Annotated in this window: 8 protein-coding genes; 3 read left to right on the top strand and 5 right to left on the bottom strand. The window is 71.8% G+C overall.

Annotated elements, in window-relative coordinates; genetic code table 11:
- Positions 1-30: 30 nt before the first annotated feature.
- A complete protein-coding gene (locus ASF23_RS12160; protein ID WP_055954405.1) occupies positions 31-1,479 on the bottom strand; it encodes a malate:quinone oxidoreductase in 1,449 nt (482 codons plus the stop codon).
- A 387-nt stretch (positions 1,480-1,866) separates the two neighbouring features.
- On the opposite strand from ASF23_RS12160, the gene ASF23_RS12170 reads away from it, so the two are divergent.
- Positions 1,867-3,129 (top strand): Ig-like domain-containing protein, encoded by a 1,263-nt coding sequence (locus tag ASF23_RS12170; protein ID WP_055953804.1) that lies wholly within the window; start codon positions 1,867-1,869, stop codon positions 3,127-3,129.
- A gap of 226 nt (positions 3,130-3,355) precedes the next feature.
- Here ASF23_RS12170 and ASF23_RS12175 read toward each other — a convergent pair whose 3' ends face one another.
- The 4 genes from ASF23_RS12175 to ASF23_RS12190 form a co-directional block, all read right to left on the bottom strand.
- On the bottom strand, positions 3,356-4,414 hold the full coding sequence (locus ASF23_RS12175; RefSeq protein ID WP_055953807.1) for an aspartate-semialdehyde dehydrogenase: 1,059 nt from the start codon (positions 4,412-4,414) through the stop codon (positions 3,356-3,358).
- A gap of 6 nt (positions 4,415-4,420) precedes the next feature.
- Complete coding sequence (locus ASF23_RS12180) at positions 4,421-5,686, bottom strand: aspartate kinase (RefSeq protein ID WP_055953810.1); 1,266 nt, start codon at positions 5,684-5,686, stop codon at positions 4,421-4,423.
- A gap of 234 nt (positions 5,687-5,920) precedes the next feature.
- Positions 5,921-6,520, bottom strand: coding sequence for a recombination mediator RecR (recR, locus tag ASF23_RS12185; protein WP_055953813.1), 600 nt, complete (start codon positions 6,518-6,520; stop codon positions 5,921-5,923).
- Between the two features lie 2 nt (positions 6,521-6,522).
- Positions 6,523-9,810, bottom strand: a complete 3,288-nt coding sequence (locus tag ASF23_RS12190; RefSeq protein ID WP_055953816.1) for a DNA polymerase III subunit gamma and tau — start codon at positions 9,808-9,810, stop codon at positions 6,523-6,525.
- A 277-nt stretch (positions 9,811-10,087) separates the two neighbouring features.
- On the opposite strand from ASF23_RS12190, the gene ASF23_RS12195 reads away from it, so the two are divergent.
- Both ASF23_RS12195 and ASF23_RS12200 read left to right on the top strand, forming a co-directional pair.
- The gene (locus ASF23_RS12195) at positions 10,088-10,654 is read left to right on the top strand and encodes a TasA family protein (RefSeq protein ID WP_055953819.1); all 567 of its coding nucleotides are present in this window, start codon (positions 10,088-10,090) and stop codon (positions 10,652-10,654) included.
- Positions 10,655-10,793: 139 nt separating this feature from the next.
- Complete coding sequence (locus ASF23_RS12200) at positions 10,794-11,993, top strand: signal peptidase I (RefSeq protein ID WP_055953821.1); 1,200 nt, start codon at positions 10,794-10,796, stop codon at positions 11,991-11,993.

Genomic DNA, 11,993 nt, shown 5'->3' on the forward strand with positions numbered 1-11,993 from the left:
CGCGAGCCAGGTGCGCAGCCCGCGGAACGCTCAGTGCTGCAGGTGGAGCACTCCCGCGGTCCGCTCGAGGGTTGCGTCCGCGAGTGCCGCGTCGCCGCCGAGGTCCTTGCCGTAGGTCGGGACCATCGTCCGGATGGCCTCCGCCCACTTCGCACGGTGGTCCGGGAAGCACTTGTCGATGAGGCCGAGCATGATCGGCACGGCGGTCGATGCACCCGGGGAGGCTCCGAGGAGACCGGCGATGGAGCCGTCGGCGCTCGTGATGACCTCGGTCCCGAACTGCAGGACCCCGCCCTTGTCGGCATCGGGCTTGATGACCTGCACCCGCTGGCCCGCGACGATCTTGTGCCAGTCCCCCGGCTCGGCGGTCGGCATGAACTCCCGCAGCGCGTCGAACTTCTCGGTCCGGCTCGCAGCGAGCTGCCCGATGAGGTACTTGAGCAGGTCGAAGTTCGAGAGTGCGACACTCAGCATCGGCCGGATGTTGTGCAACCGGATCGATGCGAACAGGTCGAGCATCGACCCCTGCTTGAGGAACTTCGGGCTGAACCCGGCGTACGGCCCGAACATGAGCGAGGCGTCGCCGTCGACGATCCGGGTGTCGAGGTGCGGCACGGACATGGGCGGCGCACCGACCGACGCCTTGCCGTAGACCTTCGCAGCGTGCTTGCCGACGACGTGCGGGTCGTCCGACCGGAGGAACTCGCCGGAGACCGGAAAGCCCCCGAACCCGCGGATCTCGGGGATGCCGGTCTTCTGGAGCAGCCGCAGCGCACCACCGCCGGCACCGACGAACACGAACTTGGCCGCGATGTCGGTCACCGTCTGACCGACCTCGCTCTTGACCTTGATCCGCCAGAGCCCGTCCTCCCAGCGCCTGATGGTCTTGACGCGATTGTTCGGCATGAACTCGACGCCCTCGGCCTGGAGGCCCTCGACGAGCTGCCGGGTGATCGACCCGAAGTCGACGTCCGAGCCCGCGGCCGAGTAGGTCGCGGCGATCGGCTGGTCCTTCTTGCGGCCGGGGATGAGCGCCGGTGCCCACTCCCGGATCTGTGCCGCGTCCTCGCTGTACTCGATGCCGGCGAACAGGGGGTGGTCCTTCATCGCCTCGTAGCGCGCACGCATGTAGGCGACGTTCTTCTCGCCCCAGACGAAGCTGATGTGCGGTGTCGGGTTGATGAACGACTCCGGTTCGGCGAGGCCACCAGTCTCGACGAGGTACGACCAGAACTGCCGCGAGACCTGGAACTGCTCGTTGACGCCGACCGCCTTGCTGATGTCGACGGTTCCGTCCGGACGCTCCGGCGTGTAGTTCAGCTCGCAGAGCGCAGAGTGTCCCGTCCCGGCGTTGTTCCACGGGTTCGACGACTCCTCGGCGACACCACCGAGCTGCTCGTAGATCCGGATGGACCAATCGGGCTCGAGGCGGTGCAGGATCGCTGCGAGCGTCGCACTCATGACTCCGCCGCCGATCATGACGACGTCGAGGGGCTTCACTGACTTCTCTGACGGCACCCCACGATCCTACAAGCGCCTGCTGGCGAGGTTCACGGCTGCCGCGCATCGCGGACTCGAATGCGGACAGGTGAGAGTCAATCCGATATTCAGGATATTGGTAGGGTTCCGTGCACCTGTTCCTCCACCGAAAGACCCTTCGTGTCACCCCTCACCACACCCCGCGCACCCCAGGCCGGCCTTCCGACAGCCAACCGCACGACAGCCAGCCGCACGACAGCCAGCCGCACGACAGCCAGCCGCACGACAGCCAGCCGCGCGACAGCCGGACGCACGACAGCCAGCCGCTCAGCGACCATCGCCGCCCGCACCGCCGTCACGGCCGCCACCTCGGCCGCCCTCCTCCTCATGCTCTCCGACGTCGCCCAGGCCGCGGCACCCACCGGCACCCCGCACAGCCCAGCGGCCCATGGACCGGACACCCGCGAAGCAGGCACCCTCGCGACGCAGTCGCTCCGGGTGGCAGGATCGACCACGTTCGTCGGGAACGCGTCGGCCGACGGCGCGACGTTCTGGTCCGACGTCGCCGCGTCCGCCGAAGCGTCCTCCATCCCCGCGACCGGCACGACCGGCCCGCTCGTCATCGGCGGTACCTGTCTGCCGAAGATCGCCTCGCCGATCCTGCCGTTCGCCCCCACGGTCCCGGCGACGGACGAGGACGACTGCCTGACCTTCGCCGCCGTCGACCAGGCGGGCTCCGTCCGGTTCCGGGTCGACGACGCTGCCGCCGCCCCGGACACCGACGGCGCCTGGCTCGCGACCACGGCCGCGACCCGTCTCACCCTGGCGACGGAGGGGACCGACTTCGAGCGGCTGGCAGCACCGGGCGCACCGACCGTCACGACCGAACTGATGGCGACGTCGCGCGGTCCGATCGAGGGCACCACCGACCCGGGTACGACCGTCACGGTGCACGCCGACGACGGCACCGTCCTGTGCGACACGGTGGTCCCGAACGCCGCCGGCGAGTGGTCCTGCACCCTCGCGTCCGCGCTCACCCCGGGCGCGCACGACATCGCGGTCATCGCCACCGACGCCGCCGGACAGCTCTCCCCCGTCACCGAGACCACCGTCCTCACGCCGCTGGTCGAGACGCCGGAGCCGCCCGTCATCGACGCGACGGAGGTGGTCGTCGGGGCGGCGATCGTCGGCACCGCGACGCCGGGCACACTGGTCACGATCCGCGACACCGAAGGCGCCGTCATCTGCTTCGCCGCACCCGCCGACGAGAACGGCGCCTGGACCTGCGAGCCCGCCGAACCCCTCGCGATCGGATCCCACGAACTGACCGCGACCGCGCGGTTCCCCGGTGGTTCGGAGAGCGCGCTCCGCACGTTCACGATCGAGATCACGGACGCCGCAGTCGACCCGGTCGACCCGGTGGACCCGGTCGACCCCGTGGACCCGGTCGACCCGACGGACCCGGTCGTGATCGTCGACCCGATCGGCACACCCGACGCCGGCGACGGCCACGGAACGACCACGACGCCGACCCACGGCGCGGAACTCGCCTTCACCGGCGCACCCGTCGCTGTCGCACTCACGCTCGGCGGCCTGCTGCTCGCCGCCGGCGCGGCTGTCGTCATGATCGTGAGGCGCCGCCGAGCCTGACCGCGCCCTGCCGGACGCGATCCGACGCCGGACTGGAGGCGCGGTGCCACCCCGCACCGTCCCTCCAGTCCGGAACGGCCCCAGTACCGGACGGGAGTCGCGGTGCCACCCCGCACCGTCCCTCCAGTCCGGAACGGTCCGGGTGACCACCCTCATCCGCCCTGAACACGCGGATCCGTGTGTTCGGGACGGACGCAGGTGTGCAGGGCGCGAGTGCGAGCGGACGTCAGGCCGTGACTGCGGCCTCGCGACGCGCCACGACGACCTCGGCGATCTGCACCGCGTTGAGCGCAGCACCCTTCCGCAGGTTGTCGTTGCTGACGAACAGCGCGAGCCCGCGGCCCTCCGGTGCGGACTGGTCCTCGCGGATGCGTCCCACGAACGTCGGGTCGGCGCCGGCGGCCTGGAGCGGCGTCGGCACCTCGGCGAGCTCGACACCCGGGGCCGCCGCGAGCACCGCACGAGCACGGTCCGGCGAGATCGGACGGGCGAACTCGGCGTTCACCGAGATCGAGTGACCGGTGAACACCGGGACGCGGACACAGGTCCCCGCGACGAGCAGGTCGGGGAGCTCGAGGATCTTCCGGCTCTCGTTGCGGAGCTTCTTCTCCTCGTCGGTCTCGTTCGAGCCGTCCTCGACGAGGTTGCCGGCGAACGGGATGACGTCGAACGCGATCGGCGCGACGTACTTCTGCGGCTCTGGGAACGTCACCGCGGATCCGTCGTGGGTGAGCGCGGCTGCGTCCTGTTCGAGCGCTGCCCTGGCCTGGTCGAGCAGCTCCTCGACGCCCGCGAGCCCACTGCCCGAGACCGCCTGGTAGGTCGTCGCGATGAGGCGCGTCAGACCGGCCTCGGCGTCGAGGACCTTGAGCACCGGCATGATCGCCATCGTCGTGCAGTTCGGGTTCGCGATGATGCCCTTCGTCGCCGAGTCGATGGCGTGTGGGTTGACCTCGCTGACGACGAGCGGCACGTCCGGGTCCATCCGCCAGGCACTCGAGTTGTCGATGACCACGGCCCCGGCCGCGGCGAACTTCGGCGCGAGCGCGCGGGAGCCCGTGGCGCCCGCCGAGAAGAGCGCGATGTCGACGCCGGTCGGGTCGGCGGTCGCGGAGTCCTCGACGACGATGTCCTGGCCACGGAACGGCAGGGTGGTGCCCGCGGACCGGGCGGTCGCGAAGAACCGGACGGTCGTCGCCGGGAAGTCCCGCTCCTCGAGGAGGCGGCGCATGACCTTGCCGACCTGGCCGGTGGCACCGACGACGGCGATGGTGAGCTCTGTCATGGTGCGCTACCTCCCGGTGCCGGCGTAGACGACGGCGTCGGTGTCGGCGTCGAGGCCGAACGCGCTGTGCACGACGCGGAGCGCCTCGTTCAGGGTGTCCGCCCGGGTCACGACGGAGATCCGGATCTCACTCGTCGAGATCATCTCGATGTTGATCGAGGCCTCGTGCAGGGCGCGGAAGAGCTGTGCCGAGACGCCGGCGTTCGTCCGCATGCCGGCCCCGACGAGTACGAGCTTGCCGATCTGGTCGTCGTACTGCACGGTCTCGTAGCCGATCTCGGGTTTGGAGGCCTCGAGCGCCGTGAGCACACCGGTGCCCTGCGACTTCGGGAGTGTGAACGAGATGTCGGTACGACCGGTCGCCGCGGCGGACACGTTCTGCACGATCATGTCGATGTTTGCGCCGGCCCTGGCCACGATCGTGAAGATCTCGGCCGCCTTGCCCGGCTGGTCGGGGACACCGACGACGGTGATCTTGCCCTCGGAGAGGTCTCCGGCGATGCCGGTGATGATCGGTTCTTCCACGGTTTCCCCCTCGGCAGGGTTGTAGACGATGGTGCCCTCGGCGTTGTTGAACGAGGACCGGACGTGCAGGGTGACGCCGTGGCGCCTGGCGTACTCGACGGCGCGGATGTAGAGGACCTTGGCACCCGCGGCTGCGAGTTCGAGCATCTCCTCGCTCGTGATCCGGTCGATCTTGTGCGCCTTGGGGACGACGCGGGGGTCGGCGCTGTAGATGCCGTCGACGTCGGTGTAGATCTCGCAGACGTCGGCGTCGAGCGCTGCCGCCAGGGCGACGGCCGTCGTGTCGGATCCGCCGCGCCCGAGCGTGGTGATCTCGCCGGTCGTCCGGTTGAAGCCCTGGAACCCCGCGACGATCGCGACGTGTCCCTGGTCGAGCGCCTCGCGCACGCGCTTCGGGGTGACGTCGACGATGCGTGCGCGACCGTGCTGGGCGTCGGTGAGCATGCCCGCCTGGCTGCCGGTGTACGACGACGCCTCGACCCCGAGGCTCTTGATCGCCATCGCGAGGAGCGCCATCGAGATGCGCTCCCCCGCCGTGAGCAGCATGTCGAGTTCGCGGCCGGCGGGCAGCGGGCTCACCCGGTTCGCCAGGTCGAGGAGTTCATCGGTCGTGTCGCCCATCGCGGAGACCGCGACCACGACGTCGTTGCCGGCCTTCTTCGTCTCGACGATCCGCTTGGCCACGCGCTTGATGCTCTCGGCGTCCGCGACGGACGATCCACCGAACTTCTGCACGATCAGGGCCACGTGTTCACTCCTGGGGCTGGGCGCCGCGCCGAACGGACGCGGTCCGAGAATTCTACCGGGGGTTTCCGGATCGTTGCGTCGTCGGCGGCGGCACGCAACGATCGAGCGTGACGCTCGCGCCGCGTCCGGGGACCGTCCGGACTGGAGGGACGGTGCGGGCTGGAACCGCGCCTCCCGTCCGGCAGTCGCGACGGGAGGGACGGTGCGGGCTGGAGCCGCGCCTGGACACGGCGGTCAGCCGCCGACGAGCCGCCGGCCCTCGAAGGCGCGGCCGAGCGTGACCTCGTCCGCGTACTCCAGGTCGCCGCCCACCGGCAGACCGGACGCGAGACGCGTCGTCCTGATGCCCATCGGCACGAGGAGGCGACTCAGGTAGGTGGCCGTGGCCTCGCCCTCGAGGTTTGGGTCGGTGGCGATGATGACCTCGTCGACGGTGCCGTCCGCGAGCCGCGTCATGAGGCTCTGGATCCGCAGGTCGTCCGGGCCGACGCCGTCGATCGGGCTGATCGCACCACCGAGGACGTGGTACAGCCCGCGGAACTCCCGGGTGCGTTCGATCGCCGCGACGTCCTTGGCCTCCTCGACCACGCAGATCGTGGCGGGGGAACGCCGGGGATCGCGGCAGATGCTGCAGCGCTCGGACTCGGTTACGTTGCCACAGACCTCGCAGAAGCGCACCTTCTCCTTGACCGTCATGAGGAGCTCGGCGAGCCGGGTCGGGTCGAACGACTCGGTCTGGAGGATGTGGAACGCGATGCGCTGTGCCGACTTCGGGCCGATCCCGGGCAGCCTGCCGAACTCGTCGATGATGTCCTGGACGATGCCGTCGTACATGGTCAGATCCCTCCGCGTCCGCTGTCGTCGAGCGCGGTCTCCTCGATGAACTGGGCGCCGAGGATCTCACGGACGACCGCCTCGCCGTACCGGCCGGGGACGGGCGTGCGGCGGACCGATGGTGTGGTCTGCTGCTGGGCCTGGCGGACCGGGGCGGCCTGCTGCTGTGTGGTCTGCTGCGGCTGCGCCGTCGTCTGCTGCGGTGCCGTCGGCTGCCGGGGCGCGGTCGGCTGTTGCGGGGCCGAGCGGTTCGGCGCGGGTGCGCCTCCGCCGAAGCCCGGGTCCGGGAAGGGCGCACCGTCGTCGTACGGGGCATCGTCGAGCGGGTAGTCGTCGATCGGCAGGTCGTCCGCGGACCCCTGCTCACGAGCGGGGGTCCCGCGCGGGTCTTCGGGGTCCGCGCCGGCGGGGACCTCCCGCGTGGAGGCGGTCTCGGGCCCGGACGCAGCACTGGGCCGGGTGGCCGGTCCGGGTGCCGAGGCCGGTCCGGGCTGCGAGGTCGACTCGTGCTCGTCGCCGGGCTCCGGCCTGCTGGTGTCGGGGGTGGGGGCCGCTGGCGCTCCGGCGTCCTGGACCTCCGGTGCCGCGGCGTCGGCGGCTGCCGGTGCCACCGATCCTGACGCCGTCGGTGCGGACGCCGGTGCCGGTGCCGGTGCCGGTGCGGACATGGCGTCCATCGCGGCGCGGAGTTCGTCCGGCGTGAGCTTGGTCGGCGGGGTCGACTCCGCTGAGGAACCGTCCGGGGTCGAGCCGAACTGCGGTGCCCACGCGGAGCCGTCCTCGGACACGGGCGGGCCGGGATCCATGGTCGGGATCGTCGCGACGGCCCAGTCGGTCACCGGCCCACTCGGGACCGGGGCAGGCTGCGCGGGAGTCTGCGCCGCCGGGGTCCGCGGCTCCGGGTTCTCGGTTCCCGAGTCCGGCATCCCCGTGTTCCGCGGTGCCGGGTTCCGGGACGCCGAGTCCTGGGTCACAGTGTTCTGAGGTGCCGTGTTCTGCGGCGCCGTGTTCTGCGGCGCCGTGTTCTGCGGCGCACGAGCCTGACGGTCCGATGCCCGCTCGGTGTCCTGGCGGTCGGGAGTCGCGGAAGCCGGGGGCTGCTCGCCTGTCGGGGACTGCTGGACTGTCGGGGGCTGCTCGACTGTCGGAGGCTGCTGGACTGTCGGAGGCTGCTGGGCAGCCGGGGACTGCTGGGCAGCCGGGGGCTGGGACGCGCGGGGGCCCCTCGCCACGAACTTCACCCGGACGCCGAGGAGGTCGAGGATCGCCGCGCGGACGTACTCGCTGACCGAGGAGTGCTCGCCGTCCGCCGGCTGCTTGAAGGACGCCACGTCCTGGGCGCTCGGGAACGTCAGGGTGAGGACGTCGTCGGCGAACCCGGTCACCTGGGCGGTCACGACGACCGTCCACGCGGAGCGCCTGGCGTGCTGCACGTGGTCGAGGACCTGCGGCCAGCTGTCGCGCATCTGCTGGACGCCGACGGTGCCGATCGGCGGGGTGGGCTCGACCGCCTCGACCGCGGGAGCCGCACCGACGACCTCTCCGATGCCGGTCGACGACGACGAGGCCGGGGTCGCACCAGCCGGAGCGTCCTCGCCGGAACGCTGCCGCTGCTCGGACCGGACAGCATCCTCTGCTCCGTCGGACCCGGCGGGCCCTGAAGCAGCACGCCCCGGACCGGCGGACTCCGGAGCGGAGGCCCCGGAGTCCGCCGGAGGGGTCCCCCAGGCTGCCGCTGCCGCGGACGCGACATCGGGCGCGGTCTCGTGCTGCGGCGCGCCCGCGGCACGTGCTGCGTCGGCTCCGCCGGTGGTGGACGGGGCGCCGTCGGAAGCGCGGTCCGGCCGCGCCGAGGAGCGCGAGGCCGACGACGGTGCAGCCGGGGCCTCAGCCGCGGTCGACGTCCCCGGTGCCGACGAACCGGATGCCGCTGCTCCCGATGCCGACGAACCGGATGCCGCTGCTCCCGATGCCGACGCACCGGAGGCCGACACGGCGGGTGCCGAGCCGACCGACCGACGATCGGTGACGGGCGAGGCGGGCTGCTGGCGGCCCTCCCGTCCGGATCCGGGACCGTCCGCCGGACCGGCGGCCGGCGCTGCCGTCGCCTGGTGTCCACCCGCGTCGCCGACGCCCACGCGGCGCTCGAGCCGCTCGACGCGTGCGAGGGCGCCCCGCCCGGAGTCGTCGGTCTCGGGCACGAGCATCCGCGCGACCATCAGCTCGAGGTGCAGGCGCGGCGAGGTGGCACCGGTCATCTCGGTGAGGGCGGCGTTCGCGATGTCGGCCGACCGGGACAGTGCCGCGGCGCCGAACATGCCGGCCTGCCGGGTCATGGTGTCGAGCTCTTCCGGGGACACGCCACGGAGGACGGCCGAGGCGCCCTCGTTCGTCGCGGCGACCACGATGAGGTCCCTGACGCGCTCGAGGAGGTCCTCGACGAAGCGGCGCGGGTCCTGCCCGGTCTGGACGACACGGTCGACGGCGGTGAACACGGAGGGCGGGTCCGCGACGGCGAGCGCGTCGACGACGTCGTCGAGGAGGGCGGCGTCGGTGTAGCCGAGCAGCGCGACGGCGCGGTCGTACGCGATCGCCCGGTCTTCGGACCCGGCCATCAGCTGGTCGAGCAGCGAGAGGGTGTCGCGGACGGAACCCCCGCCGGCACGGACCACCAGGGGGAGCACGCCCGGCGCGACCGTGACGCTCTCCGCGGTGCAGAGCTGGTCGATGTACTCGAGCATGACCGCCGGCGGCACGAGTCGGAACGGGTAGTGGTGTGTCCGCGAGCGGATCGTGCCGATCACCTTCTCCGGCTCGGTCGTGGCGAAGATGAACTTGACGTGCTCCGGCGGCTCCTCGACCAGCTTGAGGAGCGCGTTGAAGCCCTGCGGCGTGACCATGTGGGCCTCGTCGAGGATGAAGATCTTGTAGCGGTCACGCGCGGGGGCGAAGATCGCTCGGTCGCGGAGGTCGCGCGCGTCGTCGACGCCGTTGTGGCTCGCGGCGTCGATCTCGATGACGTCGAGCGACCCGCTGCCGTCGCGCGCCAGCTCGACGCAGCTGGGGCAGACACCGCACGGGGTGTCCGTCGGGCCCTCCGCGCAGTTGAGACAGCGCGCGAGGATCCGGGCCGAGGTGGTCTTGCCGCAGCCGCGTGGGCCGCTGAACAGGTAGGCGTGGTTGACACGGTTCGTCCGGAGCGCCGTCCGGAGCGGATCGGTCACCTGCGACTGACCGATCAGTTCGGCGAAGTTCTCGGGCCGGTAACGGCGATACAGGGCGGTGACCACGGGTCCAGGGTAGCCGTCGCCGCCGACACCGCGGGCAACCGTCCACAGGCCGTGACACCGGCGCGACAGCGGGTGCGAGCGGGCGTTCCTGAGAGAAACGGCGAGGGGGGATGACGCCGTCCCCCCTGGGCGGTATGGTCTCGGTAACCAACCCGCTGCGGGGCGACTGACCATCGCGCAACCAGCCCGCGGCACCAACGGATCAGGATCAGGAGTCCCGCTCATGAGCGGACAGACGTCGCTTCGGCGACCCGGGAAATGGACACGATCGGCTCGCGTGCGGGCCGGACTCGCACTCGGTGCGGTCGTCGGCATCGGCACCGTCGCGACCCTCGCGGCGTGGAGCGACACCGTCACGGCGACCGGCACGTTCAGCACCGGGACACTCGACCTCAAGCTGAACGACCAGGACACCACGACGGCGCTGACCTCGCTCGCGATGACCGCCGCGAAGCCGGGCGACGCGACCTACGCGCTGCTCACGGTCCGGAACGCCGGGACGGTGGGCTTCGGCTACACGTGGACCACCGCGAGCACGAACACCGGGACCGGGACCCCGGCACTGAACACGGTGCTGACCCTCGGTGTCGCGAGCATCGGCACGGCGGCGTACCCGGACACCGGGACGGTCCCGACGTGCAACGCGACGACCTACGCGGCCGGCACCTCCGTCCAGGGCGACGCGGCGCTCAGCACGAACCCCGCCCCGGCCACCGCCAGACCGCTCGGCACAGCCAGGCTCGAGTACCTCTGCGTCAAGGCGGCGCTGCCCACGTCGGCCCCGAGCGGTGTCCAGGGGCAGACGTCCACGGCGACACTCACCGTGACGGCGACGAACTCCTAGTCGTCACGGCCGCCGGCCGGCGATCCGCCGACCGGCCACACAGACCCCCGGGCGCGGGAACGCCCGGGGAAACGGAACGGTGGGGACGATGTTCGGGTCATTGTCCACCAGCGCTCCACACGCGGGGCGACGGGCGCAGATGATCGGGTCATCCGCGGCCGTCGCCCCGACACCTCCCGGCGACACCGGGCGGCCGTCCCTCCCCCGTGGCGTCGTGGTCGCGCGGACCCTGCGCGAGGTCGTGCTGTGGGTCGCCGCCGCCATCGGGGTGCTCTGCCTCCTCGTCGCCGCGGCCGCCGTCCTGCTCCACGTCACACCCCTCGTGTTCCGATCGGGGTCGATGGGGCCCGGCATCCCCACGGGGTCCGTCGGACTCGCGCAGCCGATCCCCCCGACGATGGTCCGGGTCGGACAGATCGTCTCGGTGGTGCTCCCGGACGGCACGCGGGTGACGCACCGGGTCCACGACGTCGTGATGCAGGGCGACGCCGCGCGCATCACGCTGAAGGGCGACGCGAACGCGCACCCCGATCCGGTGCCCGTCGTCACGACCTCGGTCGACCGGGTGTTCTGGTCGACGCCCGGGCTCGGGTACCTGCTCGAGGGGGCGGCCAGACCCGCGGTCGTCTTCGTCGGCGGCGCGCTCATCGGCATGATCGCCATGTGGGGGTTCCGTCGCCCGACGCCCCTGCCGGGCGAGATCGACGACCAGGCGCCGTCGGACGACGAGTCGGGTCCCGTCGACGGGATGCCCACCGACACCGGCCGGGAGGCCCGCGGCCGGGTCCCCGCATCGGCTCGCGTCGCACACGCCGGCGGTCCCCGACACGCCGTGGCCGATGCCCGCCGGCCACGGCGGCATCCCGTCGAGCGCGGTGAGCACGGGGGCGGGCACGTCGCGGCCCTGATCGCCGGCGGCGTGGTCGTCGCACTCGGCGCGACCATCGCGGTCGGTGCCGATCCCGCGGCGGCGGCGCCGTGGACCGACCAGGTGACGGCGACGTCGCCGACGCTACAGGCCGGGAGCATGCTCCCCCCGGTGTCGTTCACGTGCAGTGCCACGAACGGGATCACCCTGACGTGGCAACCCCCGGCGACCGGTTCGGTGCCCGTCCAGTCCTACCGGATCGACGTGGCCAACGCCGGCCTCGGGGCGAACCTGCCGAGCTCCGGGGCCCTGCCGTCGACGGCGACCAGCTACAACTACTCGTCGGCGGCGATCTCGCTGCTCACGGTCGGGAACACGTACACGTTCACCCTGTCGGCGTCGAACGGCAACTGGACCGCCTCGACCACGAGGTCCGCGACGGTGCTGCTCTCCATCGTCCGCTGCAACTGA

Origin of the sequence: Curtobacterium sp. Leaf261 (assembly GCF_001422205.1) — a bacterium.
GTDB lineage: Bacteria > Actinomycetota > Actinomycetes > Actinomycetales > Microbacteriaceae > Curtobacterium.

Excerpts from the sequence above, each read along its gene's own strand:
- recR (WP_055953813.1), bottom strand. The coding sequence starts at position 6,520 with ATGTACGACGGCATCGTCCAGGACATCATCGACGAGTTCGGCAGGCTG.
- ASF23_RS12175 (WP_055953807.1), bottom strand. The coding sequence starts at position 4,414 with ATGACAGAGCTCACCATCGCCGTCGTCGGTGCCACCGGCCAGGTCGGC.
- ASF23_RS12160 (WP_055954405.1), bottom strand. The coding sequence starts at position 1,479 with ATGATCGGCGGCGGAGTCATGAGTGCGACGCTCGCAGCGATCCTGCAC.
- ASF23_RS12200 (WP_055953821.1), top strand. The coding sequence starts at position 10,794 with ATGATCGGGTCATCCGCGGCCGTCGCCCCGACACCTCCCGGCGACACC.
- ASF23_RS12170 (WP_055953804.1), top strand. The coding sequence starts at position 1,867 with ATGCTCTCCGACGTCGCCCAGGCCGCGGCACCCACCGGCACCCCGCAC.